We start from the raw sequence: 25,951 nt of genomic DNA, 5'->3' as shown, positions 1-25,951 counted from the left end.
CTATTGCTCACTGGTTGGCAAATATTCTTGAAGAGCTTTTAAAAGTTGCTGATTTTCTGTTGGTGTTCCAATAGTAATACGCAAGCACCCTTCGCATAATATGACTGAAGATCGGTCACGTACGATAATGCCCAAATCAACAAGAAATTTGTAAAGTTCGCGAGGAGCAACCACTTTTATTAAGATGAAGTTGGCTTCCGATGGATATATATACTGTACAAAAGGAAAAGCTAGCAGGTCTTTTACCAATTTTTCTCGTTCTGCAACCGTCGTTTTTATCCAGGTATTAATTTCGTCCACATTTTCCAGCGCTTGTAAAGCAAGTGCTTGCGAGGCCTCATTGATATTATATGGGGGCTTTATTTTGTTAAGGACATCGATGACATCGGTAACTGCAAAGGCCATCCCAATTCTTAATCCGGCCAATCCCCAAGCTTTAGATAAGGTTTGTAAGATTACCAAATTGTTATATTCTGTTAATTCCTGAGTGAAAGATCGTTGTCTTGCAAAATTAATATACGCTTCGTCCACCACGACGATCCCCTTAAAGTGGTTTAGCAATGTTTCTATGTCTTCTCTATGGATTGCATTTCCTGTGGGATTATTCGGTGAACAGATGAAAATAATTTTGCTGCGTTCGTCGATTGCTTCCGCTAAACCGTCGAGATCGAGCTGAAATTCAGTAGTTAATGGAACACGTTTAATTAATACATCGTTAATATTCGCCGAAACCTCATACATTCCATAAGTGGGTGGAACGATGATGATATTGTCGACACCTGGATGGCAAAAGGCTCTCAGTAGGAGGTCAATCGCTTCATCACTTCCATTGCCGATAAAAATGTTCTCGGTGGGGACACCTTTGATTTGAGCGACTTTCTCTTTTAGTTTTACTTGCAGGGGATCGGGGTACCGATTGTAATTAACAGGTAAGGGCGAGCCAAAGGCGTTTTCATTTGCATCTAATAAGATAGAAGCTTCTCCTTTAAATTCATCACGTGCGGAGGAATAAGGGGTGAGTTTTTTTATATTTTCCCTTAACAGGTTCTGGATATTGACAGTCATGCTTAAATTAAAAATTAAAAAGTCAAATAGTTTGCTACTGCATACTCGTTCTGGACCCTTTTTTACGCTTCTTTGTTATTTAACCGTACCGTTACGGCATTTTTATGGGCGTGTAGCCCTTCGAGCTCAGCTAGTATTTCTACCGTAGGCCCTATTTGTTTTATTCCAACCGGTGTTATATGTTGAAAGGTGATTTTTTTAATAAAAGAATCCACGGAAACCCCGGCGTAGGCTTTTGCATAGGCGCTGGTTGGTAAAGTGTGATTGGTGCCGGAGGCATAATCTCCCACACTTTCAGGTGTCAGGTGACCTAAAAAAACAGAACCGGCATTGGTTATTTTGTTTACAACAGACCGCCAATCGTCCAAGGCAAGAATTAAATGCTCTGGGGCATAGGCGTTGCTGAATGACATCGCTTCCGTTAGATCGTGGCAAAACAGGGCATACGAATTAGCAATAGCGGATTTGGCTATTTCAACTCGAGGCAAAACCTCAACTTGTTTAGCCAATTCTTCGTTTACTTGTTCTATCATCGATTTGCTATCACTGACCAGTACGGCTTGGCTATCTTTTCCATGTTCAGCCTGTGCGAGGAGATCGGCAGCTACATAGATAGGGTTACTTGTTTTATCAGCTATTATAAGGACCTCTGAAGGACCTGCCGGCATATCGATTGCCGTGTTGGTAGTTGCTTGGACGATGGTTTTTGCTTTCGTGACAAATTGATTGCCTGGCCCGAAGATCTTGTCGACTTTCGGAACTGTTGCTGTGCCATAGGCCATAGCGCCAATTGCCTGCGCTCCTCCGATGAGGTAAATACGCTTTATTTTCAAAAGATAAGCACAATAGGCTATATAACCGTTGATTAGGCCATTCACCTGAGGGGGACAACAGACAACAATTTCTTTGCATCCGGCAATCCGAGCCGGAACACCAAGCATGAGAAAAGTACTTGGAAGTACGGCCGACCCACCTGGAACATAAAGTCCCACGCGTTCGATAGGACGTGCCTCTCTCCAACAGGTGACGCCTTGCATTGTGTCAATTTTCTTTTCTTTTCTTAATTGTTGTTGGTGGAATTTGTAAATATTGTTAAAAGCGATTTCCAGTGCTCGTTGCTGTTCACGACCAATACCACTAGCCAACGACTGAATCTCGTCCTCCTCTATGTATAGCTTTTCCAATTTAACCTTGTCAAATTGTTCGGTGAAGTCGAACAGTGCAGTGTCCCCATTGTTTCGAACGCTTTGGATAATGCTTTCAACGGTCTCCTGAATGGTATGGGCCGGATCCGTATTACGCAACATCAGTTGATTCAATGCTTCCCGAGAAAGCTCGTTGTAATTATAGGTATTTAACATGTGGTTTTATTGTTCACTATTAGCTGAACGTTATCCGTTGTTCGAACGGGCAACTTACAGCCAATACTATAAATTACATAATAATCTTTTCAATAGGCATGACTACAATCCCTTGTGCACCTGCGGCTTTGAGTTTATTTATCTTTTCCCAAAAGTCGCGCTCTTGTATAACCGTATGGACAGCCACCCAATCTTCCTCAGCAAGAGGAACCACCGTTGGGCTCTTTACACCCGGTAATAAGTTGACAATTATCGGGAGGTTTTCACGCTTCACATTAAGCACAACGTATTTGGTTTCTTTAGCCTTCAAGACAGACTGGATCCGTTGCATCAACTCTTTTACAACCTCCTCTTGTTCTATCCCATTTTTGCTGATTAAAATCGCCTCGGATGACATAACATCTGCAAAGGGTTTTAAGCCGTTGCTTTTTAATGTGCCTCCTGTTGAGACGATGTCACAGATGGCATCACTTAATCCTAATCCGGGAGAAATTTCGACCGATCCGGATATGGTTCGAATGGTAGCATTAATCTGATTGTCTGCAAGATACTTTTTTAAGATGTTTGGATAAGAAGTAGCGATAGCACGACCTTCTAAGTCGCTGATTTGCTTTAAGTCGCTTTCATTCGGTATGGCAATCTTCAGGGTACATTTTCCAAATCCAAGACGTTGCAGGTAATGTACATTCACTTCCGTTTCATTAATGACATTCTCGCCAACAATCCCTAAATCGGCAATCCCATCTTGAACATATTCCGGTATATCGTCATCTCTTAAAAAGAGAATTTCCAGCGGAAAATTGGATACAGAGGAGATGAGAGAGCTTTTATAATTTTCGAAAGTTAAACCACAGTTCTTTAATAGTTCTACAGATTTTTCGTTTAATCTGCCCGACTTTTGGATGGCTATTTTTAAAGACGACATCGATAGTATTTAATATTAAGTTTTCACATGCATAAGATAGCATGCTCTTGAATCTAAAAAAATTAACGAATTGGGGGAGGGTATCTGCTTCACGTAGAAACATACTTATTACATATCGCCGCAAGGGCGATGATGAAAATGTACGTGATGTGTGAAGACTTTCAACATTTTTATTAATCTGCGCTTCTTTGTTAAGAAGAATGTTGCAAATATAGGATACAATTTTGTTTTTGCAAATAAAAGGTGAACTTTATTAGCAAAAATTCATGCGAAAGGAAAGGGAGTTAACTTCTTTTTTTAAGTTTTTTATTTATATTCACCGTAAATATGGGACGAATGCCTCATTGAATGTGCGCATTAACCTTTGCCTGTTATTTTGATCCCATTGCCTGTTATAAGCGGATGAGAAGAAAATTAGCTTTCCTTGAAGGAACATTGTATGCCGGCGGAGTGATTGCCAATAATGTCGTTACAACGGTAACGATTCGCGGAATCTTTAGTAGGGAGTCTTTGAATAAGGCCCTTGATAAAGTACAGCGACGGCATCCACTTTTAAATGTTCATATTGAACATGGTGATGATGGAACACCTTATTTTGTCCAAAATACGATAAAAAAAGATATTGATGTTCGAGTAGTCGATCGAAGCGGTGATGAGGATTGGAAAGATGAGTTTGTCAAGGAATGCCTCATCTCTTTTGACGCAGTCAATAGCTTACTTTTACGGATCGTGTGGATCAAAGGAAACGATTTTTCAGATTTGATTTTTGTAGGTCATCATTGTATTTGTGATGGCAGATCCATCTTAAACTTGGTGCATGAAACGCTTCACGTACTAGGTGATCCAGAGATGGATATTGGTACATATAATCAATTTTCCGCTATACTCGATTTCGTTCCCACGTATGTTAAGCGTAATAGAGCCAATAGAATGATTGCCAAGTGTCTCCCGGTGTTAACAAAAATAGCCTTACGTTTTGCTTCGTTTAAAAAGGAAATTAGTCGAAATAGCCCCTATTTCATTCATTGGAAATTAAGTGTTGAAGAATCAAAGGCTATTTTCGAGCAATGTAAGGTTAGAGGACTTTCTATTCATGCCTTTTTTTGTGCCGTATTTTTGCGCGCTTTTGGTGATGTCGAAGGAAGGAAAAGACAGCTGAAACTTTTTTGTTCCATTGATATGAGGAGATTTATCAAGGAGGTGAAAAATGATATGCTTTTTGCCTTTCCGGCAATGGTTCCTTTACATTTGAATAAAAATCCGTCTCGAAATGTCTGGCAGCAAGCGGAGGTGTTAAAAACAACATTATCAAGGCGCATCGAAAAATTATCAGTTTATGACACCTTGGCTTTTAGCGAAGGACTGACAACGTTGATTCCGCAGATAACCGAGTATGCAAAAAAGGATAAAGGAACGCACGCATTTACTTTCTCAAACATGGGGCTTGTTCAGTTGGCGGATCAATATAACGGACTCATCGTGGAAAATTTATATTCTCCTGCAAGTATTTTCGCTTTGGGTAATCCCTCTACTTTATCCATTACCTGTTTTAAAGCACAAATCGATTTTATGTTTACCTCGGATGAAAATTTTCTTCCACACGCGTCAGCACAAGCTTTTCAAACGCGTGCACTTGAAATTATACGAACTTCCCTTTAACCAAGTGAATATAAAAAACGGTGGAAAAAATAAATTTTTCTGATCGCTGGAAGTGGATGCAGTGTGAATGTGGAACAGCTATAAATAGTTGCTGAACTATTGCATTCATAGCGCAAATACTGTACATTGGCTATATAAATTTGAAATTGACGGAATATGGCTGAAACAATTAATAAAGATGCAATAGAACCAATTCAGGAGGAGACATTAGAGTCGGGCATCCAACATGTCAATAACCCGGTGTTGGACTTGCCACAGATTGTAAAGAAATATCTTCAAAAAATTACAGGTTACGTACAAAAAGGTAACAGCTATGTGTTTACAGATGGCTCTGCTGCAGTCGAAGTTAAAGTAGTGAGCGATGAGATTATACGGGTGCGTTTAGCACCTCATAGTCAGTTTTTAGATGATTTTTCTTATGCGGTTCCCAACCCGGATCAACACGTAGCACTTTATGCATTTCAGGAAGAAGAGGATACTTATAGTGTAAGCACGAATACGGTTACCTGTGTAATCAATAAAGAAGACTTTTTATTATCTTTCCAGGACCGCGAAGGGCGCGTAATTAATCGAGATCATACGCCCATGCATTGGGAGGAAAACCCGGATTTTGGAGGCTATTATGTTTATTGTACCAAAGTTGCCGAAGAGCAGGAAGCTTTTTATGGGGTGGGCGATAAACCCACTCACCTGAATTTACGCGGGAAAAGAATGACAAACTGGAACTCAGATACGTATTCCTTTTCTTTTGACCAAGATCCATTGTATCGAAGTATCCCCTTTTATATTGGCTTGAATAAAGGCGAGGCTTATGGTATTTTTTTCGATAATACTTTCAAAACTTATTTTGATTTTGCTGCTGAGAAACAAGATCAAACCAGCTTTTGGTCGGAAGGCGGTGAGCTTCAATACTATTACATTCATGGACCGCACATGATGGATGTAGTGAAGCGTTACCATAGTATTACCGGAACGCATTATTTGCCTCCCCTATGGGCTTTGGGATTTCATCAGTGCCGATGGAGTTATTATCCGGAGAGCAAAGTATATGAAATAGCGAATGGTTTTCGTTCTCGAAATATTCCGTGTGATGCCATATACCTCGATATCGATTATATGGACGGATACCGCTGCTTTACTTGGAATAAGCATTATTTTCCAAACCCGAAGAAGATGATTAAAGCTTTATCCGATCAAGGGTTTAAAACGGTTGTTATTATTGACCCGGGCATTAAAGTAGACGATAATTATTGGGTATTTAAAGAGGGGAAAGAAAATAAGTACTTCTGTAGAAGAGGTGATGATTATTTTATGGAGGGACACGTATGGCCGGGACGATGTCAGTTTCCTGATTTTACAAACCCGGAAACCAGAGAGTGGTGGGGTGGGTTGTTTAAAGGTTTGGTTGACGTTGGGGTCGCCGGGGTATGGAATGATATGAATGAACCTGCCGTATTCGGTCGGGGTACCTTTCCAAACGACGTGCGGCATAACTATGACGGCTATCGTGGTTCACATCGAAAGGCTCATAACGTATACGGAATGCAGATGGTACGAGCTACTTATGAAGGGCTAAAAAAACTGAACCATGGTAAACGACCTTTTACCATAACGCGAGCGGCCTATGCGGGCACACAACGATATTCTTCTGTTTGGACAGGCGACAATGTGGCCACATGGGAGCACTTGCGTTTAGGTGTATTACAGCTCCAACGGCTTTCTGTATCAGGCATGTCTTTTTGCGGAACTGATATAGGGGGGTTCAGCGGTGAACCCGATGGTGAATTGTTTACCAGATGGATCCAGTTTGGGGTTTTTTCTCCTTTTATGCGTGCGCATTCGGCAGGTGATACACGAGAACGAGAGCCTTGGAGCTTTGGAGCGGATTTGGAAGCTATCAACAGAAAGTTCATTGAGCTCCGCTATCAATTTCTACCCTATATTTATTCAGTTTTTTGGGAACATGCACAGTATGGTTTCCCGATACTGAGACCGATCACAATGCTAGAACAAGCGGTAGATACAAATATTCCAAGAGAGGAAGAATTTTCTTTTGGTGATAAAGTGTTGACTTCGCCTGTCGTTAATCCCGGACAAGTAAGTAAAAAGGTATATCTACCTGTAGGTTACTGGTATCACTATTGGTCAAATATTGTATTAAAAGGAGGAGAGGAGCATGAAATAGCTACGCCAATGGATGAAATACCTTTGTTCATTAAGGCAGGTGCGGTCATTCCTGAGTATCCTGTAATGCAATATGTGGATCTCCGCCAGGTTGAGTTCTTAAAACTACGCGTCTACTACGCTGACGTCGAAGTTAATTCTTTTATTTATGAAGATCACGGAGATACCTTTGCTTACGAGCAAGAGATTTACCTTGAGAAAAAAATTGTACTAAAAGGTGATAAAAATAGCTTAACCTTAAACCAAACGATCGATGGATTGTTTACAGAAAGGTATGAGACTTATAAATTGAATTTTATAGGCTTGCCTTTTAAAATAAATAGAATATTGGTTGATAATCGAATCGTTGAATGGAAAGAGGAAGAGGGGTTCCCCACTATTCAGGTTGATAAAGATTTCCGGAATATTATTGTTGAATAAAGAGAAAGCATAAGGGATATACGCACCCGTATGTTTCTCGCAGGAACGGAATGTGTCTCCGAATTTAATTCGGAAAGGTCAGCTGTTGAATAAGGTAGCCTTTATGGAACGTGCCTAACTTGTTAAAAAACACCATTATATGCATAGTACTGTCGAAGTATTCTCGCTGTTTACTGATTTTGATATTAGCCTTTTCAAAGCAGGAAAACATTTTAAGCTATATGAAAAATTTGGTGCTCACTATCTGGAGAAAGATGGAAAGAGGGGAACTTATTTTTCAGTTTGGGCGCCCAATGCACGACTAGTCAGTGTGATTGGTGATTTTAATGGATGGAATCCCCATTCACATCACTTGTATGTTCGATGGGATGCTTCCGGTATTTGGGAAGGGTTTATTCCTGATATGTCTTTGGGTGCTAATTATAAATATCTTATAAAAACAACAACCGGAGAAAACCTGGAAAAGGGAGATCCTTTTGCCTTGGTGTGGGAGACACCTCCCAAAACTGCATCAAAAGTTAGTACTACTTGGTACGAGTGGAAAGACCAGAGCTGGATGCAGAAGCGACATCAATATAATGGTTTGGATAAACCTATATCGGTATATGAATTGCACCTTGGTTCGTGGATGCGAGATCCGGCCCACCCTAACCGTTTACTGAGTTATGGACAGATCGCTGATAAATTGGTGCCTTATGTTAAAGATGCCGGTTTTACGCATGTAGAATTTATGCCTATCATGGAGCATCCTTACTACCCTTCATGGGGCTATCAGGTAACGGGTTACTTTGCGGCTAGTGCCCGTTATGGTCCGCCCCAAGAGCTCATGTATCTTATTGAGCAATTGCATTTGAACGAAATTGGTGTTTTCCTTGATTGGGTACCTTCTCATTTTCCAGGTGATGCGCATGGATTATATCGGTTTGACGGTTCACATTTATACGAACATGCAGATCCCCGGAAAGGATATCATCCCGATTGGAGTTCCTATATATTTAATTACGGACGAAATGAGGTGAAAGCGTTTTTGATAAGCAATGCGATTTTTTGGCTAGAGCGGTTTCATGCGGATGGATTGCGGGTAGATGCCGTTGCTTCCATGCTTTATTTAGATTATTCACGAAAGGCGGGAGAATGGATACCGAATGAATATGGTGGGCGAGAAAATCTAGAAGCTGTAAGTTTCCTAAAGGAATTGAACGAGGCTGTATATTCAAATTTTCCGGATGTGCAAACAATTGCAGAGGAGTCAACGGCGTGGCCGGGGGTTAGTAGGCCTACTTTCTCGGGAGGCCTGGGATTTGGTATGAAGTGGATGATGGGCTGGATGCACGATACATTGAATTATTTTAAAGAGGATCCCGTATATCGTAAGTACAATCACCAGCAAATCACGTTCAGTACCGTTTATGCTTTTCATGAAAATTTTATGCTTCCGCTCTCGCATGATGAAGTAGTGCATGGGAAACAGGCATTGATCTATAAAATGCCCGGGGACGAGTGGCAACGTTTTGCTAACCTCCGCGCTTTATATCTCTATATGTTTACGCATTCGGGTACAAAGCTTTTATTCATGGGAGGAGAGTTCGGACAAACAGTAGAATGGGACTATAATCAATCATTGGATTGGCATTTACTTAATTATCCAGCGCATGCAGGTTTATTTCGCTTCGTAAAAGATCTAAATAAATTGTATAGAAATGAACCCGCTTTATATGAAAAAAGTTTCTCCCCTGAAGGTTTCGAATGGGTAGAATTAGGTGATCATGAGAATTCGGTACTTGTCTATTATCGAAAAGGATATCAGCAAAAAGATGACTTGATTGTTGTGTTAAATTTAACGCCGGTAGTTCGGTATTATTACCGCATTGGCCTTCCGTACAAAGGGACTTATGAAATATTGCTGAATTCGGATCACGAGATTTATTTTGGAAGTGGGGTAAACAATGATCCGGTCAAAGCGGAGCCTTATCATTGGATGAATAAAGCATATTCGGCTAAGTTTACGCTACCTCCATTAGGTGGTCTGGTCTTAAAAAAAACAAAATAAAACGAGCAAAAAATGCGTGTAATTCATTTTGCCGCGGAGTGCTATCCGGTGGCTAAAGTTGGCGGTTTAGCGGATGTACTAGGTGCTTTGCCCAAGTATCAACGAAAAGCAGGAATAACTGCATCGGTTGTAATGCCCTTTTATAATAAGGCTTTTGTACAAAATAACGAGCTTGAAATTGTGTATGAAGGCCAAATCCAACAAGGTCATTCTCTTTATGATTACCATGTTTTAAAGGAACGAAGTGATTTATTGGGATTCGAATTGATACTAATTAAAATACCGGGCTTATTGGATCGGGAAGAGATATATAGCTATCCAGATGAAAGCGAACAATTTCTTGCTTTTCAGCATGCTGCTTTAAATTGGCTATGTGATACAAACCTGCGTCCGGATATTATACATTGTCATGACCACCATACCGGCTTAATTCCATTCTATATTGAAAATGCGAAGCAGTTCGCTTATCTGAAGGGGGTGCCTACTGTAGCGACTGTCCATAATGGGCAGTATCAGGGATGGCAAAACTGGGATAGCGCCGCACTTATGCCGGCATTTGATACCTGGCGGTGGGGGTTGCTCGATTGGAACGGTCTAATTAATCCGCTTGCAGCTCTTATTAAATGTTGTTGGGCTTACACGACCGTTTCAGAAGGATATTTGCATGAGTTATATACAAGGGCCAACGGACTGGAAAGCCTTTTTAAAGCGGAACAGGACAAGTCCTATGGTATTGTAAACGGAATCGATACGGATGTTTGGAATACGTTAACCGATCCAATGCTGAATCATAACTTTTCGCAAGCTGCTGTTAAAAAGGGGAAAGAAATCAGTAAAAAAAATATAGGTGAGCAATACGGCATGGACGAAACATTGCCTTTGTTTGTATTTATCGGACGGTTTGCATTGGAAAAAGGTGCAGATCTATTAGTTTCTGTTTTCGAATCCATTTTTGAAAACCTTAAAGGACAAGCTAATTTTTTTGTTTTAGGGTCGGGTGATAAAAACATTGAAGCGTCATTATTAAAAATTCAAAAACAATTTTCACAACATTTAGCCTTGTTTATTGGTTATAATGAAGAGCTAGCCCACCAAGTGTACGCGAGTGCGGACTTTCTATTGATGCCCTCAAGGATCGAGCCCTGCGGTTTAAATCAATTGTATGCTATGCGCTATGGAACGGTGCCTGTAGTACATGCAACAGGAGGGCTGAAAGATACCGTTATTGACATGAATGAAGGAGGTTATGGTATCTTATTCAATGATATCACTGTTAGTGGAATAGCCGAAGCAATTCAGCGAGCGCTACAGCACTGGAATGCCACAGATCAGAAGCAGTGGACCACTTTACGTAAAAAATTAATGAAGCTTGATTTTTCCTGGGAAAAATCGACACGCAAGTATACAGAACTATATAACAAACTAATTAACTAATATGACTCCAAAGGTAATATCCATTGTGCTAGGAGGGGGGAGGGGTTCCCGTTTAGCACCTTTAACTGATAAACGGTCGAAACCGGCGGTGCCAATCGCAGGTAAATATCGCCTAGTTGATATACCTATTTCCAATTGTTTGAATTCGGGTTTCAATCGGATTTTTGTGTTAACACAATACAATTCGGCATCATTAAACACACACATCAAAAACACCTATAATTTTAGTGTTTTCAGCAAAGGATTTGTGGACATTATCGCAGCTGAACAAACGATCGAAGGAGACAAATGGTTTCAGGGAACAGCGGATGCCGTAAGGCACTCTTTACGCTATATGGTTAATCACGATTATGATTTCATTCTTATCTTGTCGGGGGATCAACTTTATCAGATCGATTTTCAGGAAATGATAGAGTTTCATATCAGTAAAAAGGCAGAAATCACCATCGCAACTATACCGGTTAACGCAAAAGATGCAACCTCCTTTGGTATCTTGAAATCGGACGATGAGGGACATATCACTTCTTTCATAGAAAAACCTAAAACAGAATTGCTTGTCGACTGGAGTTCGGAGGTAAGTGAGGAAATGAAGGAGGCGGGAAGGGTTTATCTGGCTTCGATGGGAATTTATGTTTTTAGTAAAGGCGTGTTGAATGATTTATTGACGCAAAATCAAGGCTTAGATTTTGGCAAAGAGCTGATACCGGACGCAATTACAGACCAAAAGAAGGTAATAAGTTATCAATATGATGGTTATTGGACAGATATTGGTAATATTGATTCATTCTTCGAAGCTAATATTGGGTTAACGGATGAAATACCGGCCTTCAATCTTTTTGATAAACAAAGTATTTTTACACGACCTCGTATGCTTCCTCCATCTAAGATGGCAGCTACCACACTGTATAATGCAATTGTAGCAGATGGTTGTATTATTGCTGCGAAGGAAATTGAACGTTCTGTGATCGGCGTGCGTTCCAGAATAGGAAAGGGTACTGTTATCAAGAATACCTATATGATGGGAAGTGACTTTTATCAAAATCTTGAAGAGCTGGAAGATGCTAAGAGAAACAATAAACCGATTGTGGGGGTTGGGGAAGATTGTTATATTGACACCGCTATTTTAGATAAAAGTTGCTCTATCGGTAATAATGTTCAGATTAAGGGCGGATCTCATTTACCGGACGGTGACTTTGAAACTTATACCGTGAAAGATGGTATTATTGTTATTAAGAAACGAGCAATAATAGCGGATGATACCATTATAGGTTAGCTGGTTCATTAATTAGTTAATTGGCCTATTAACTTATTATCATATCAAATTCAGTACAAAATATTCGTTAGCATTAATGACTATTTTGTACTTTTGTTTTTTAATGAAAGTTCCTCAGATTGTACTTCATTCTTCACTGCGTTTTATAACCGGAACGGTTATATCACAACAACCTTTTCTTTTTTGCCACATATTGTCAGGCTTTTTATTGAAGTCGCTGACACTTTATATTTATTTGTCAAAAAAACGCTTTGTTTTACATGGATAAAATACTGATAAAGTCTGCCACGCTAGCATTTCCCGGGCATGAAAAAAATGGCCAGCTATTAGATGTTCTCATTTCCCGAGGTATTATAGAGACCATTGGAAATGAGAATAGCTTAGACGACGAAAATGCAATCATCGTTGAGGCCGATGGGCAATACTTGGCTCCTGGATTTTTCGATTTAAATGTGAATTTAGGGGAGCCTGGATTAGAGACGAAGGAAACGGTTGAAAGTGGTTGTGCAGCAGCAGCAGCAGGCGGGTTTACCGGTTTAGCGATGCATCCTAATACGGAACCTGCCCTTCATAGCAAAGGAGAAATCGCTATGGTGGTCAATTTAGCAAAAAATCAGCTTGTATCCCTTTATCCGGTCGGGGCGATTAGTAAAGAACGGGTAGGTAATGATCTTGCTGAACTTTATGATATGAAGTTAGCAGGAGCGATTGCTTTTTCTAATGGGAATAAAAGCATTCAGCAAGCTGAATTAATGAGCAGAGCACTCCTATATTGCAAAGGATTCGGTGCCTTGGTGATGTCCTTTGCCGAGGATGCTTCGATTGCAAATCGTGCTAAAATGAACGAAGGTATTGTAAGCACTTATCTGGGAATGAAAGGAAATCCAGGTCTTGCAGAAGAGTTGATGGTGTCGAGAGATTTATCACTTGCCAATTACCATAATACAACTATTCATTTTAGTACAATCAGTACAAAAGGCAGTGTCTCTCTTATCAAAGAAGCTAAGCAGCGGGGCATTCAAGTGACTTGTGATGTTGCAGCCCATCATTTGGTTTTGACGGACGAGAAAATCGTCGGTTTTGATAGTAATTACAAAGTGAGCCCGCCCTTACGAACTGAAGAAGATATTCATGCATTGCAAGAAGGATTGTTAGATGGCACAATTGATGCAATCGTGTCGCAGCATACACCTCACGAAGTAGAATATAAACGCGTTGAATTTGAAATTGCAAAGAACGGTATTATTGGTCTTCAGACAGCGTTGCCGTTGTTGCTGAATGCAAAATTACCCATTGATTTAATTGTGGAGAAGATGGCGATAAACCCACGTAAAATTTTGGCGCTTCCCGTACCGTCTTTAACCACAGGAGCCGAAGCTAATTTAGTTTTGTTTAATCCAGAAGAAAATTGGACCTTTGATGCGAGTACGAACTATTCCAAATCGACTAACAGCCCTTTTTATGGCACTACATTAATGGGCAGAGTAAATTTAGTGGTGAATAATAATAAGGTATATAGTACGCTAAGCTAACATGATGGACGCACGTATTGAAAAAGCATTAACTGCGGCAATTTCCGCTTTTGATAGAGTAAATGAAACCGGGGAGAATGGGTTTCAGACTCACTTATTTGCCGCCTTTAATAGTAATGAAGGTTATATGCAAAAGGTAGATTTGTTAGATGAGTGTTTTGATTCTTCTCCTTCTTATGAAGATTTAAGAGAAATCGCCTTCGATCTCTTATTAATGAATTTTTTTGCAGCGGATGTCGAAAAATTAGAAGAGGATTATCTTGAATCAGAAGAATGGGAAGATATTGAAGAACAAACAATTGATCGGGGAACCGAGTTGCTTAACTTGTTGTTGTACTTAAGAGAATGTATTGATGAAGAGATCGAGCCCGAACTGGGTGATTTTCTCAAAGAATTCTTGCTGGTTGACGAAGATGAGTTTCAAGATGAGCACCGCATTTACGAGCCGATGATTGCAAATCAGATTCTAGTAGAGAGCAGTTATAAGGAAATAAGTCGTGTTGCCGGCAAGCTCAACGAAGAACAGGAGTTGGCGGCCCTATTCTATCCGATAATGAGTTTTTTTGCCGAACAAAATCCATCAGAAAGTCAATTTGCTGAATATGTGAAAGCGAGTACCGATCCATCAATGGATGCGGCGATTTATGCACTTGCGATTGCTTACAATAAAAAATAGAAGCAAAATGGAAAACAACAGTTTATTACGGAAAGAAGGAGCCAAGTTGGGAATTGGACTGGGAATATTGATGATCGTATTAACTATTATCCCCATGTATTATTACGCATCCAGCTCTTCCTTTTGGATGGTTATTATTGGTCCTGTCATCACCGGTTTTTTTCTTCCTCTGGTGTTAGCCATTTTGTTCACATTTAGATTGAGAAGAAAAATAGGCGGTTACTGGAGTTTCAGACAAGCCGTAATTGGTGTTTTCTTCATGCTGCTTGTGGCGAGCGTTATCTCGTCCATTTCAGGATTTGTTTTTGAAAAATATGTGGAGCCTGATATGAGAGAACGTTATATGCGTAATATAGCGAATAACTCCATTGAGTATATGGAAAAATCAGGCGCAGATGCAGAACAGATTGATGCACAGTTAGAAAAAATAGATGAACAAATAGAAAAGGCAGGAGAGGTAAATGTCGTTAATAGCTTGCGTGGGTTATTAATTTCTATTATTGTTGTCTTTGTAATTGCGCTCATATTTGGTGCCTTATTTAAAAAAGAACGACCGATATTTCAAACAATTTCTGAAGAACCACAGGAATAGATCAGCATTAAAATTAGTTAATCATCGCTCATTGAATATGGATATATCTGTCGTCATACCTTTATATAATGAAGTTGAATCTTTGCCTGAATTAATGACTTGGATTAAAAGGGTTAACGATGAGAACGGCTTTAGTTATGAAGTGATCATGGTGGACGACGGAAGTACGGATGGTTCGTGGGCAGAGATTGAGTCTCTTAAGGTGCGGCACCCCGAAATTTATGCTATTAAGTTTAGGCGTAATTATGGAAAATCGGCAGCGCTAAATGTTGGTTTTGCTGCTGCTTCAGGAGATGTAATCATTACGATGGATGCCGATCTGCAAGATAGTCCTGATGAAATACCGACCCTTTTTAAACGAATAAAAGAGGAAAAGCTTGATTTATTATCAGGCTATAAACAGAAAAGACATGATCCGCTGAGTAAGACGATGCCTACAAAACTTTTCAACGCCGTGACACGCAGGGTTTCAGGAATAAATAATTTGCATGATTTTAATTGTGGATTGAAGGCCTATCGGAAGGATGTTGTTAAGAATATAGAGGTTTATGGAGAAATGCATCGTTATATTCCTGTTATTGCTAAATGGGCGGGTTTTACAAAGATAGACGAACAGGTCGTAAAACATTATCCTAGGAAATACGGTACCACTAAATTTGGTGTCAGTCGGTTCGTAAACGGTTTTTTAGATTTATTGTCCATATTTTTTGTTGGCAAGTTTAGCAAAAGGCCTATGCATTTTTTTGGAAGCCTAGGCGTGTTAAGTTTTATGGGTGGTTTTGTTCTAACTTTTTGGCTAATTCTGGACAAACTGATTAGTATTTCAAAAGGTACACCTTATCGAAATGTTACCGATCAACCTTTATTTTATATTGCGCTAGTTGCTATCATTGTCGGTACACAACTTTTTTTAACCGGTTTTATTTCCGAGTTGGTTTCACGCAACGCAAATGAGCGCAATAATTATCAAATAGAAAAAGTAATCTAGATAGCATTGATATTCCTCTATGATTTTCTTTTCAATCATTATTCCTTTATATAATCGACCACAAGAGATAGATGAACTCCTGTTTACCTTGGTACAGCAAAACTATCCTAGGTTCGAGGTGCTGATTATTGAAGATGGATCTTCAAACGATGCTAGAAAAATCGTTGAAAGCTATCGGGATAAGCTCGATATCCAATACTTTTTTAAACCCAATGAAGGACAAGGGTTCAGCAGAAACTTTGGTTTCGAACGGGCAAAAGGCGATTACTTTATTGTGTTTGATTCCGATTGTTTGATACCTGCCAATTATCTTCAGCTTGTTGATGACTATCTTTCCCTTCATAAATTGGATGCTTATGGCGGACCGGATGCAGCCCATGCTTCCTTTACGTCTGTTCAAAAAGCGATCAGTTATTCCATGACTTCTCCCTTTACGACGGGGGGAATTAGAGGAAATAAAAAACATATCGGACAGTTTCATCCCAGAAGTTTTAACATGGGAGTTTCCCGAGAGGCCTGGAAAACCGTTGGGGGATATAAATTAACGAGATTGGGAGAGGATATAGAATATAGTATACGTATCCATAAAGCAGGGTTCAAAATCGGTCTAATACCAACGGCAGTAGTTTATCACAAACGAAGAACCGATTTTGGTCAGTTTTATAAGCAATTGCATTTTTTTGGAAGAGCTCGGGTTAATATCTATAAGCATTTTCCTTCAGAACTGAAGTTAGTGCATTTTTTTCCGACACTTTTTACCTTGTTTTTAATAGGTACATTTATACTGAATTTTTTACAAGGACTTTCTCTTTTCAGCTTTCCATACCTGACATCATGGTGTAATTTTTTACTGGGAGTTTATGTTTTATTGCTTTTTTTTCATGCATGGTGGCAAACCAAATCACTTCGTGTGGGGAGCTTAAGTGTTATAGCGGCGCTTATTCAATTAACTGCTTATGGTTTAGGGTTTATGCAGGACTTTTGGAAAAGAGTGGTGATCAATAAGAAATAAGGTTAGCCGAGTGCAATAATTTTATTGTTTAGGTCTTCTATATTGAAAGGCTTTTCTATATAATCGTCCGCACCAACTTCCGAAGCTATACGCTCACTTTCTCTACTAGCTGAAAACATAATGATAGGTAAGCGGGCAGTATCTTTATTGTTTTTTAACATTCTTACTATCTCATCACCCATTAGTAAAGGCATCCAAATATCGATTAATAATAAGTCTGGTTTTTCAGTTGAAATCCTGGGAAGTAAAAGCGAACTATTAGGCTCCAATAAAACCTGATATCCGTAGCTTTCTAACAATAAGCCTGTAATGTCCAATATCCCTTCATCATCATCACATATCATAATTTTCTTTATCATGATCTTCATGTTTAAGTGGTAATGTAAAACTGAAGGTGGCGCCTTCACCAATTGTACTTTCAACCCAGAGGGTTCCCCTGTGCTTTTTGATGATCTGGTTACTTACATATAAGCCAATTCCAATACCTGGATATCGTTTCTGCACGTCGTCAACACGATAAAAAGTATCAAATATTTTCTTCTGGTATTGATGGTCTACACCCAACCCATAATCGGTAATGGATACTTTTATGAAATCACTTAACCTGGAAAGATGTATGTTTATCGATCGATCAATAGGGGAAAATTTGACGGAATTTGCTAATAGATTTAGAACCACTTGCTCTAAACGCAGTTTGTCACCAATATAATGATTACTTGCAACCCCTTGTATTTCGAAATGATTGTTAGGATATCTTCCTTTCAATTTCCCTACTACTTCCAGAATCATCGCATCGAAATCAAAGGCCTGTTTCGCAAGTTCTATTGTTCCTGTCTTAATTTTGGATGCGTCTAATAGATCGGTAACAAGATGTTCTAATTTATCTACATAGGATTTTGTCTTATTGAGTGTTTCTTTGAGCGTTTCGCTCGCATCCGGTGAAAGCATTCGTTGCGTTAATTGTAAGCTGGCGGTAATGGTAGTTAACGGCGTTTTTAGCTCATGACTCGCCACACTGAGAAAATCATCTTTTCTTCTTTCCAGCTCACGTAACTCAGTGATGTCATTAATCGCCAGTATAATTGCTGCATGAGGAAAATGTGCTATAAAATGTGCATTAAAATTGAGTACCTTCTTTCCAATGCGCGTTGAAAAGTCTTCCAACAAATAATCCCTAATACTTGTTTTTTTTAATTTTAACTGCTCTACCAGATTTTGCAACCCCATTGTATTCCACCTTCCGCTATCAATTTCAAAAATGTGCTGGTTCAGTATTTCGTCTTCAGCTATATGGAATGTTTTGAGAAATAACGCATTGACCTTTATAATATGAAGATTTTCTGTTAGAACCAGGACCGAATCGTTAACAATATTAGTTATTGCGGTCATTAAATCTTCATCAGCGGATAGGTTGTTATCATGCTCCACCAGATGCTTCTTTACTTTAAGTTTCTCTATTCTAAGCTGCTGATCCGTTAATTTCAAACGAGTTACATCGTTTTGAGTACCAATATAGTACATTACCTTGTTCTCTTCGTCTTTTATTGGTTGCAGGCGAAGTTCATTCCAAAAAAGCGTACCATCTTTTTTATAATTTTTTATTTCTATTTCACAATGTATGCCTAAACGAAGGGCTTCTTTGATAATTTCCCTTTGTTCATTATTATCATCATTGCCCTGTAAAAACCTGCAATTGTGACCAATAATTTCGTTACGAGAATAGCCGGTCAGTTCTTCGAAAGCTTTATTGCAATAAACAATAGGATAATCTGGTTGCGAGCAATCGGTTATCACTACACCGGCTTTTGTGGCATCTAAAGCGGTAAGTAGTAGATCCAATTCCTTATTATAAGTACGAGCGGAAAATGAAAATTTATTTTCGTCAACTTGCTTCATACATTGCAAATATTATCCTGTGTCTAATAAAACGAGGAGATGTTTGTACAATAAAGTGGTCATACTCCCAATTTCTCTATTTACACATTGTTATTACAAACTTCAAACCAAAGTGATTTTACTTGCGAGTTTATGTACAGGAAGGCACTAAAATTGCTCACATTCTATACAATTGGCGGTGAAAAAACAACATGGATAATTATCTATGAAGACAAGCAGGTAACCCTATCATTGCGTTATTCAAATTGAACAAAAAAATAACAAAAAAATGATAAACGAGTTTCCGTTTTAAAATCAGCTTATTGCGTCCTTTTTTAGGCTTTTTCGTGATCAAGATAGATTACTTTGGTTGAATATTTGATAATAACACATACTGATATTGCTAGGATCGACGTTATAAAAATAATCCAAGATCGCTGGACTTTTAGCAGATCTTTTGTGAAATTAATTTATTGAATTTTATCAGAATAGATCAGTAAAAGAAGCTCTTATTCAGTGAATAATGAAATATTGCTGCTGTTGATTGCTTTTAATGTTAAGTATAAGACTGATGAAATCTGCGTGTGTCATCACTTATGACAAGATGATATGCGCCAGCTTCATTGGCGTTAAAAAATGGATTTTGAAATGAAGAACATTCTTTGCGTAGATGACGACACGGATTTTGCAACCATGGTTGCAGATGTATTAAAACCAGAGGGATACAATGTAGAGATAGATACAGGGAAAAACATGCATTATATTTTGAGGACAGGGAAATTTGGACTTGTTCTACTTGATGAGCGCTTGATGTGGATGTGGGGTAGTGATTTGTGTGTGGAACTAAAGCAGAACCCTTCAACGAGTCATATTCCGGTAGCTATGGTGTCGGCATCAGATGATATAGCGAAGATTAAAGAACGATGCGGAGCAGAAGCTTATGTGAAGAAACCATTTGAACTAATGCACTTTTTGCATTTAGTGGATGAATTATATTTGTATAAAGATGAAGTCGTCTAAATATTGTATACTTGAATATATTTAGAAAATGTATGAGTATTGGACAATATCGAAAGGAAATTTTTATCGGACAATATGTAGGGGTTATATTAAAAAAAGATCAGCGTACAGGTGATATTACCTATGGGCATGTCAAGAATATTTTAACATCTGCAGCTTTTCATTCAAGAGGAATCAAAGTTAGGCTCGAAGATGGGCAGATTGGTAGGGTAGCTGAAATTCCGGAAGAATAGCCGACTGTTTAGTTTTATTGTTATTATTAAAGGCTATCACTTAAGTGATAGCCTTTAATCTATAGCTTATATTTTCTATTCAGCCGATTTAATTTTCCGTAATGATCAACCAACCAATGATTTTATAGATAAAGCGATTTTACGCATATCATTGTACTTGTTCTTAAAAAGAGTTATTTTTCTTATATGCAAGAATACCTATTATTTATCGACACGGAAACAACCGGTCTTCCAAAAAAGTGGACGGTAGCGTATTCTGCAAAAGATAATTGGCCAAGTGCGGTTCAAATTGCCTGGATCTTGTTTACAAAGGAAGGAAAAGAGATTAAGCGAGAAAATTTCTATGTGAATGAAGACGATATGGTAATTAGTGGGCAAGCGCAACAAGTTCATCAAATAGATCACGCTTATTTAAGGCGATTTGGTGTACCACGTTGTATTGTCATGGAGAAGCTCAGCGATGATCTTCGGCAATTTGAACCTTTAGTTGTGGGACACTTTGTCGCGTTAGACTGTCATGTACTGGGAGCAGATTTTTACCGCTGTGCCATGGAAAATCCATTTTTAAACATGCGTCTGTTTTGCACGATGATCGCGAGTTCCAGATACGTTAAAAAGCCTTGGATAAAATACCTGCGTTTAAATGAGCTCTATCAAGAACTTTTTGAAAAGGAGTTGGAGAAGGCACACAATGCATTGACAGATGCGGAAGCCACCGCAAAGAGTTACTTCGAGCTCATCAAGCGAAGGGACATTACAGAAAAGACTATTTTGGATCAACAAAGCAAATTATCAAAACAGCTGTTATTCAGTAAGCCATCATTGAGCATGTCAAGAGTAGTAATCATTTTGCTTTTACTGCTTAGTGTACTTTTCTGCTTGATTATTTTCAAACTTGAGTAAGTCGTGTATATGTATTTCAGAACATAACAAACCCAATGAATTAGCAGGTATTGATAGCGTTTATTGATTTAAGATAGCATAGTAAAGGAGCATATTATAAATGAAATTCCATGGATAATACGAAAGAACAAAACTCGTTCTTTGAAGAAAGTTACCTGATGCCCGAACAGATATATTCGAGAAGAATAAGTGATATAGCGTTCAGAGAACTGGTAACATGCAAAGGAAACGTACCTGTTAATGAGGCGGCACGTATTATGGCCAACCATAAGGTTAGCTGTTTGTTTGTTACAAGCGAAAGTGGGAACATTGACGGCTTTATTACGGATATAACATTGCGCGACAATGTGATCGCAAAAAATGCCGACCTTAGCAAGCCTGTCTATTATTTTATGGACCACGCGCTCCAGTCCATCTCCATTGATACCCCTGTATACGAGGCCTTATTAACGATGTACCAAACCAAATTACGTTATTTGTTAGTTGAGTCAGACGGGAAGTACATCGGCTTTGTTAGCAGAAATAAATTAATGAGCGAGCAAGCCCAATCTCCATTAGTTTTCATTCAGTCGGTGAAATTAGCTAGAACAAGTACCGAATTAAAAGATAAGTGGTCTCTTGTACCCTACATTGTCAATCAATTGTTGAGCAAAGGTGTGCAGGCAGAGATTGTTAACCAATTAATTACAGCTATTGCTGACACAATTGCACAGAATGTAATTGAGGAAGTGCTGGTTGAAATGGGGGATTCACCTTCTAAATTTGTTTTTATGGTGTTGGGAAGTGAAGGACGGAAGGAACAAACATTAAAAACAGACCAGGATAATGCTATTATATACGAGGATAAGGCGAACGAAGATCGAGAAGAGGTTCGGGAATGGTTTCTTGAATTTGCCCGGAAAGTATCAGATCGATTGCATTTTGTGGGCTTCGCCTACTGTACGGGAGGGTATATGGCGAGTAATCCACAGTGGACACATTCCTTATCGCATTGGAAGAGCAATTATAAGAAATGGATGGAAGAATCTCTACCTGAAACGGCGATTAAATTTTCTACATTTTTCGATTGTCGTTTGATCTATGGAGATAAAGCGATTATGAATGATCTTAGGGATTTTCTTGATCTTGAACTTCAACAACCATTAGAGAAATTTTTTGTGTACCTGGCTAAGAATGCCTTGCAGTACGTACCACCATTAACATTTTTTAAGCCAATTAAAACAATAACCGTACAGGGACGGGAGGTCTTTGATATCAAAAAGGCCATGACTCCTATCGTAGACCTTGTCCGCGTATATGCCCTGCGAAATCGGGTTTTTCAGGAAAATACAGGGGATCGAATGAAAATGTTGCGGGATATGGGGGTGTTCACAGAAACACAATACCAGGAACTAAGCTTATCCTATTATTATTTAATGACAATGCGCCTTAAAAATCAGGCCATGCGCATGATTGTCGATAAAATTGAACCTGATAATTATATTGATATAGAGAAAATTACACGTATAGAGCGAGTTACACTAAAGGAAATATTTAAGACGGTAGAAAACTTTCAATCCGGAATACGCATAAAGTTTACCAATAACTTGCTAGGATAAAGCATTTTTTATTATATCATCAAATTTAACAAGAGCACACCAATGAGACCGACGACGGCCACGATGGATTCCATTATGGACCAGGTGAGTACGGTGTCCTTTATTGTCAGATTAAAATACTCCTTAAACATCCAGAATCCTGAATCATTAACATGTGAAAAGGCCAAACTACCTGCACCAACAGCCAATACCATCAAGTTGGGATCGGTTCCGGTCGATTGAATAAGCGGTAGAATCATAGATCCGGTTGTCAAACCCGCCACAGTTGCTGAGCCAATACAGATGCGTATGATAGCAGCTATAAGCCAACCTAAAGCAAGAGGAGGAATAGGAAGTACGCTTAAAGATGTAGCAATTTCTTCGCTTACACCTGTTTGCGTGAAAATCTCTTTAAGCGCTCCGGAACCCGCTATAATTAAGATGATGGTAGCAACGTCTTTTACAGCTTGTGTACAATGATTCATTAAATCGCTCATTTTGTTTTTTTGTACAACCCCTAGGGAGAAAAGCGCGTAAAAAAATACAATCATCAAAACTACCGAAGGAGCACTTAGGAATACCAGTAAGCGTTGAACAGTTGGATTCAGCGTAAGTACATGTTGCGAAAAGGTAGTTGTAATTAATAATATAACAGGTAAAAGAGCGGTGAAAAAGCTGTTAAAAGTTCCCGGTAATTTATCCTCCGGTAGGTCTTCTGAAACAAAGGTCTGTAGCGGTTTTGAAGGGATCTTTTTTAGGAACTGGGCGAAAAAAGGACCTGCAATGATAATAGCGGGAATTGCAAGGGCGAACCCGTAGATGAGTGTTAAACCCATATTGGCATTAAATTGAATAACCAAGGCAGAAGGAGAAGGGTGCGGTGGCAGGAAGCCATGCGTAACAGATAAAGCTGCTAACATGGGTAAACCAATGAAAACCGCAGGTAGCTTATATTTATAAACAACCGAAAAAATAAGCGGTACCATAAGCACAAATCCAACGCCATAAAAAAGTGGAATACCTATGATAAAGCCAACAATCATCATAGCCCATTGAATTTTATTTTGTCCTACCCATGACATCATCACGGTAGCTATCTTTTGTGCGGCACCGCTTACAGCGATGATTTTACCAAACATAGCACCGAATGTGATCAAAATCAACAGCGATGATAAAATGTCGCCAATTCCTTTTTCTAGCGCAGGTGCAATTTTATCAAGGGATAGACCTAAGCTAATTGCCGCGAAGATCGAAACGATTAAGAAGGCAGGAAAGGGATGTATTTTGAACGTATTAATCAACAGGATTAATAAAAGAATGGATAGCGCAATATAAACTAAGGTCATTGGTGTTTGTTTTGTTGGTACTGTGTTAGCCAAATTAATAGAATTGTTTTATTTATAAAAATAAAGAACGAAGATTGTTGAGAATAACTGTAAAACGAGGGGATTCAAATACCAAATGTAGCAAAAAGTCCCTCCGAAAATAGGTGCCTATTTTCGGAGGGACGATAACGTGTGTTTGACGCGGCTTATACTTAGTACCCTGGATTCTGCTTTAAATTTGGATTAATGGCTATCTGTGTGTTCGGAATCGGGTATAGTTCGCGGTTCTGATCATTGCTCGGCTTATGATCCCACCAAGAGGCCGTTGTGTATTTTCCAAAACGAATAAGGTCTGTTCGCCTTTTTCCTTCAAAAATAAATTCGCGACCACGTTCGGCCAATAATTCATCGAGTGTCAGACTTGCTGTTGTATACTGAGCAGCAGACCAGTCTTCAGATGAAAACGCCCGTTTTCTACTTTCATTGATCAAATTTACAGCCTCCTGTGTAGCAGTTCCGCCATTTTTTCGCATAATTGCTTCTGCTTTGTCGAAATATATTTCGGTCAGACGATAAATCATATAATGGTTTTCTCGATAGTTAGCGTCTTGTAAAGTTCCCGATTTATATTTGTTGAATCGCGCGCCACTATTTTCTTCGCCCAGCGCCATACCGCCTTCACTTGTTTTATCACCCTCACTTTCACGACGAATACTATTCACAAAAACGATGGGTTTACCGCTCCATTCCTCTGTGCCTAAAACGGGTGTTTGTGTCCCGTATTTATATTGAGGTCCGAATAAAAACCACTGTTTTTTGCGTTGATCATTTTCTGCGTAGGCGTCAAATGCCGTTGGTATAACGACAAATGCATTCCATCCACCGTAGCCAACATTAAGTACATCTTTCATATAATCATAGCCCATAAAGAAGCCTCCCCAATCAAAAGCAAAGCCACCTTTTTGGCTATAAGCAAATTGAAAAAGAGCTTCCGTGGCACGTTGGTTTGTGTTGCTGAATGTAGTGGTAAGATCCGTAGCTAATTTGGGGCCACCGCTTAGCCCCCCACCTTCACCGTTTAGAATCTTATCGCAAGCTGCAATACACTGGTCCCACATAGGCTGACCATTCCATTTTTCCGCATTTAGATAGAGCTCGGCTAGCATAGCATAACCTGCCGCTTTATTTACCCGTCCTATCAACTCCTCAGAAAGAGGTAATAGATTAGGGACGTTTTCTTCCAGTTCCTTTTGTATGAAGGCAAAGACTTCCGTACGTGGTTTCGTCTCCGGATTGGCTATTTCCTCAGCAACTTCCTCCACAATGGGAACGTTTCCCCATAATTCCATGATTTTCATGTAATTATAAGCGCGAAGTACTTTGAGCTCTGCGATGATGGCATTCAGTTCATCGGGTTCCATGCCTACCTTTTCAGGAGACGTTGCTTGAATCCGGCTGAGTGCGTTGTTAATATAACCCAAACCGGTCCACATGCCAATCCAAGCATCACGTGTTCTGGATTCATTGTCTGTCCACGTATGATAATGCTGTCTGAAATGATCCCCTGCATCGTAGCCGTGACGGCCTTTTTGTGGCCAGGCTAATTGATCGGATGACAGTTCAGAATGATAATAATAACCACTACCACCTGTAGGAGCAAGCCAAGATTGCATATGCGTCATAGGACGTAAAGCGGCTTGCAATACCTCTCTTCTGTTGTTGAGAAATTTATCATTGCTTATTTCGCTGTAGGGATTTTCATCCAATTTAGTACAGGCTTGGTAACTCATTGCCGTCATACCAAATACTGCGATATATATAGATTTTTTTAAGAGCTGTTTCATTTT

The 25,951-nt window shown here is 39.3% G+C and carries 21 protein-coding genes; 14 read left to right on the top strand and 7 right to left on the bottom strand.

Going from position 1 to position 25,951, the window contains the following annotated elements:
* From hisC to hisG, 3 genes are all read right to left on the bottom strand, one after another.
* Entirely contained in the window at window positions 1-1,065 is a 1,065-nt protein-coding gene (gene hisC, locus RYH73_RS10260; protein WP_335313330.1) for a histidinol-phosphate transaminase, read from the bottom strand.
* Between the two features lie 62 nt (window positions 1,066-1,127).
* Window positions 1,128-2,426, bottom strand: coding sequence for a histidinol dehydrogenase (gene hisD, locus RYH73_RS10255; protein ID WP_335313329.1), 1,299 nt, complete (start codon window positions 2,424-2,426; stop codon window positions 1,128-1,130).
* A gap of 73 nt (window positions 2,427-2,499) precedes the next feature.
* Window positions 2,500-3,351 carry an ATP phosphoribosyltransferase gene (gene hisG / locus RYH73_RS10250; RefSeq protein ID WP_335313328.1) on the bottom strand — a complete coding sequence of 284 codons (852 nt, stop codon included), beginning with the start codon at window positions 3,349-3,351 and terminating at the stop codon, window positions 2,500-2,502.
* Between the two features lie 402 nt (window positions 3,352-3,753).
* Between hisG and RYH73_RS10245 the strand changes: the two genes are divergently transcribed.
* The 10 genes from RYH73_RS10245 (at window position 3,754) to RYH73_RS10200 (ending at window position 17,171) form a co-directional block, all read left to right on the top strand.
* Complete coding sequence (locus tag RYH73_RS10245; RefSeq protein ID WP_335313327.1) at window positions 3,754-5,010, top strand: condensation domain-containing protein; 1,257 nt, start codon at window positions 3,754-3,756, stop codon at window positions 5,008-5,010.
* Between the two features lie 156 nt (window positions 5,011-5,166).
* Window positions 5,167-7,614: a glycoside hydrolase family 31 protein gene (locus tag RYH73_RS10240; protein WP_335313326.1), complete on the top strand. Its 2,448-nt coding sequence runs from the start codon at window positions 5,167-5,169 to the stop codon at window positions 7,612-7,614.
* Between the two features lie 139 nt (window positions 7,615-7,753).
* Window positions 7,754-9,664 (top strand): 1,4-alpha-glucan branching protein GlgB, encoded by a 1,911-nt coding sequence (gene glgB, locus RYH73_RS10235; protein WP_335313325.1) that lies wholly within the window; start codon window positions 7,754-7,756, stop codon window positions 9,662-9,664.
* A 12-nt stretch (window positions 9,665-9,676) separates the two neighbouring features.
* Entirely contained in the window at window positions 9,677-11,098 is a 1,422-nt protein-coding gene (locus tag RYH73_RS10230; RefSeq protein WP_335313324.1) for a glycogen synthase, read from the top strand.
* A gap of 1 nt (window position 11,099) precedes the next feature.
* Entirely contained in the window at window positions 11,100-12,371 is a 1,272-nt protein-coding gene (locus RYH73_RS10225) for a glucose-1-phosphate adenylyltransferase (protein ID WP_335313323.1), read from the top strand.
* A 260-nt stretch (window positions 12,372-12,631) separates the two neighbouring features.
* Window positions 12,632-13,903 (top strand): dihydroorotase, encoded by a 1,272-nt coding sequence (locus RYH73_RS10220; RefSeq protein WP_335313322.1) that lies wholly within the window; start codon window positions 12,632-12,634, stop codon window positions 13,901-13,903.
* 1 nt (window position 13,904) lies between these two features.
* The gene (locus RYH73_RS10215) at window positions 13,905-14,579 is read left to right on the top strand and encodes a hypothetical protein (RefSeq protein WP_335313321.1); all 675 of its coding nucleotides are present in this window, start codon (window positions 13,905-13,907) and stop codon (window positions 14,577-14,579) included.
* A gap of 7 nt (window positions 14,580-14,586) precedes the next feature.
* Complete coding sequence (locus tag RYH73_RS10210; protein ID WP_335313320.1) at window positions 14,587-15,171, top strand: DUF4199 domain-containing protein; 585 nt, start codon at window positions 14,587-14,589, stop codon at window positions 15,169-15,171.
* Between the two features lie 37 nt (window positions 15,172-15,208).
* Window positions 15,209-16,159 carry a glycosyltransferase family 2 protein gene (locus RYH73_RS10205; RefSeq protein WP_335313319.1) on the top strand — a complete coding sequence of 317 codons (951 nt, stop codon included), beginning with the start codon at window positions 15,209-15,211 and terminating at the stop codon, window positions 16,157-16,159.
* A 22-nt stretch (window positions 16,160-16,181) separates the two neighbouring features.
* Window positions 16,182-17,171: a glycosyltransferase gene (locus RYH73_RS10200; RefSeq protein ID WP_335313459.1), complete on the top strand. Its 990-nt coding sequence runs from the start codon at window positions 16,182-16,184 to the stop codon at window positions 17,169-17,171.
* Between the two features lie 2 nt (window positions 17,172-17,173).
* Here the strand turns inward: RYH73_RS10200 and RYH73_RS10195 are convergent, their stop codons facing one another.
* Together RYH73_RS10195 and RYH73_RS10190 are read right to left on the bottom strand one after the other, a co-directional pair.
* A complete protein-coding gene (locus RYH73_RS10195) occupies window positions 17,174-17,530 on the bottom strand; it encodes a response regulator (protein WP_335313318.1) in 357 nt (118 codons plus the stop codon).
* Window positions 17,505-19,067: a PAS domain-containing protein gene (locus RYH73_RS10190; protein ID WP_335313317.1), complete on the bottom strand. Its 1,563-nt coding sequence runs from the start codon at window positions 19,065-19,067 to the stop codon at window positions 17,505-17,507. The genes RYH73_RS10195 and RYH73_RS10190 overlap by 26 nt, the downstream gene beginning before the upstream one ends.
* 627 nt (window positions 19,068-19,694) lie before the next feature.
* Here RYH73_RS10190 and RYH73_RS10185 point away from each other — a divergent pair.
* From RYH73_RS10185 to RYH73_RS10170, 4 genes are all read left to right on the top strand, one after another.
* Window positions 19,695-20,066 carry a response regulator gene (locus RYH73_RS10185; protein WP_335313316.1) on the top strand — a complete coding sequence of 124 codons (372 nt, stop codon included), beginning with the start codon at window positions 19,695-19,697 and terminating at the stop codon, window positions 20,064-20,066.
* Window positions 20,067-20,098: 32 nt separating this feature from the next.
* The gene (locus RYH73_RS10180) at window positions 20,099-20,299 is read left to right on the top strand and encodes a YwbE family protein (RefSeq protein ID WP_335313315.1); all 201 of its coding nucleotides are present in this window, start codon (window positions 20,099-20,101) and stop codon (window positions 20,297-20,299) included.
* 186 nt (window positions 20,300-20,485) lie between these two features.
* Window positions 20,486-21,202 carry a 3'-5' exonuclease gene (locus RYH73_RS10175; protein ID WP_335313314.1) on the top strand — a complete coding sequence of 239 codons (717 nt, stop codon included), beginning with the start codon at window positions 20,486-20,488 and terminating at the stop codon, window positions 21,200-21,202.
* Window positions 21,203-21,312: 110 nt separating this feature from the next.
* The gene (locus RYH73_RS10170; protein WP_335313313.1) at window positions 21,313-22,800 is read left to right on the top strand and encodes a DUF294 nucleotidyltransferase-like domain-containing protein; all 1,488 of its coding nucleotides are present in this window, start codon (window positions 21,313-21,315) and stop codon (window positions 22,798-22,800) included.
* A gap of 11 nt (window positions 22,801-22,811) precedes the next feature.
* Here the strand turns inward: RYH73_RS10170 and RYH73_RS10165 are convergent, their stop codons facing one another.
* On the bottom strand, window positions 22,812-24,125 hold the full coding sequence (locus tag RYH73_RS10165; protein ID WP_335313312.1) for a gluconate:H+ symporter: 1,314 nt from the start codon (window positions 24,123-24,125) through the stop codon (window positions 22,812-22,814).
* A gap of 191 nt (window positions 24,126-24,316) precedes the next feature.
* The gene (locus RYH73_RS10160; protein WP_335313311.1) at window positions 24,317-25,948 is read right to left on the bottom strand and encodes a RagB/SusD family nutrient uptake outer membrane protein; all 1,632 of its coding nucleotides are present in this window, start codon (window positions 25,946-25,948) and stop codon (window positions 24,317-24,319) included.
* Window positions 25,949-25,951 lie beyond the last annotated feature (3 nt).

The sequence above is a fragment of the Olivibacter sp. CPCC 100613 genome (genome assembly GCF_036959255.1).
Taxonomy (GTDB): domain Bacteria; phylum Bacteroidota; class Bacteroidia; order Sphingobacteriales; family Sphingobacteriaceae; genus Olivibacter.
Note: the sequence above shows the minus strand (reverse complement) of the source record. Positions and strands in the feature narration are given on the sequence as shown.

What these genes read in the sequence shown, in the direction of transcription:
- hisD (WP_335313329.1), bottom strand. Translation starts at nt 2,426, where the DNA reads ATGTTAAATACCTATAATTACAACGAGCTTTCTCGGGAAGCATTGAAT.
- RYH73_RS10160 (WP_335313311.1), bottom strand. Translation starts at nt 25,948, where the DNA reads ATGAAACAGCTCTTAAAAAAATCTATATATATCGCAGTATTTGGTATG.
- hisC (WP_335313330.1), bottom strand. Translation starts at nt 1,065, where the DNA reads ATGACTGTCAATATCCAGAACCTGTTAAGGGAAAATATAAAAAAACTC.
- RYH73_RS10205 (WP_335313319.1), top strand. Translation starts at nt 15,209, where the DNA reads ATGGATATATCTGTCGTCATACCTTTATATAATGAAGTTGAATCTTTG.
- RYH73_RS10245 (WP_335313327.1), top strand. Translation starts at nt 3,754, where the DNA reads ATGAGAAGAAAATTAGCTTTCCTTGAAGGAACATTGTATGCCGGCGGA.
- RYH73_RS10170 (WP_335313313.1), top strand. Translation starts at nt 21,313, where the DNA reads ATGGATAATACGAAAGAACAAAACTCGTTCTTTGAAGAAAGTTACCTG.
- RYH73_RS10220 (WP_335313322.1), top strand. Translation starts at nt 12,632, where the DNA reads ATGGATAAAATACTGATAAAGTCTGCCACGCTAGCATTTCCCGGGCAT.
- RYH73_RS10240 (WP_335313326.1), top strand. Translation starts at nt 5,167, where the DNA reads ATGGCTGAAACAATTAATAAAGATGCAATAGAACCAATTCAGGAGGAG.
- RYH73_RS10225 (WP_335313323.1), top strand. Translation starts at nt 11,100, where the DNA reads ATGACTCCAAAGGTAATATCCATTGTGCTAGGAGGGGGGAGGGGTTCC.
- RYH73_RS10165 (WP_335313312.1), bottom strand. Translation starts at nt 24,125, where the DNA reads ATGACCTTAGTTTATATTGCGCTATCCATTCTTTTATTAATCCTGTTG.
- RYH73_RS10215 (WP_335313321.1), top strand. Translation starts at nt 13,905, where the DNA reads ATGATGGACGCACGTATTGAAAAAGCATTAACTGCGGCAATTTCCGCT.
- RYH73_RS10230 (WP_335313324.1), top strand. Translation starts at nt 9,677, where the DNA reads ATGCGTGTAATTCATTTTGCCGCGGAGTGCTATCCGGTGGCTAAAGTT.
- RYH73_RS10175 (WP_335313314.1), top strand. Translation starts at nt 20,486, where the DNA reads ATGCAAGAATACCTATTATTTATCGACACGGAAACAACCGGTCTTCCA.
- RYH73_RS10185 (WP_335313316.1), top strand. Translation starts at nt 19,695, where the DNA reads ATGAAGAACATTCTTTGCGTAGATGACGACACGGATTTTGCAACCATG.
- glgB (WP_335313325.1), top strand. Translation starts at nt 7,754, where the DNA reads ATGCATAGTACTGTCGAAGTATTCTCGCTGTTTACTGATTTTGATATT.
- RYH73_RS10190 (WP_335313317.1), bottom strand. Translation starts at nt 19,067, where the DNA reads ATGAAGCAAGTTGACGAAAATAAATTTTCATTTTCCGCTCGTACTTAT.
- RYH73_RS10210 (WP_335313320.1), top strand. Translation starts at nt 14,587, where the DNA reads ATGGAAAACAACAGTTTATTACGGAAAGAAGGAGCCAAGTTGGGAATT.
- hisG (WP_335313328.1), bottom strand. Translation starts at nt 3,351, where the DNA reads ATGTCGTCTTTAAAAATAGCCATCCAAAAGTCGGGCAGATTAAACGAA.
- RYH73_RS10180 (WP_335313315.1), top strand. Translation starts at nt 20,099, where the DNA reads ATGAGTATTGGACAATATCGAAAGGAAATTTTTATCGGACAATATGTA.
- RYH73_RS10195 (WP_335313318.1), bottom strand. Translation starts at nt 17,530, where the DNA reads ATGATAAAGAAAATTATGATATGTGATGATGATGAAGGGATATTGGAC.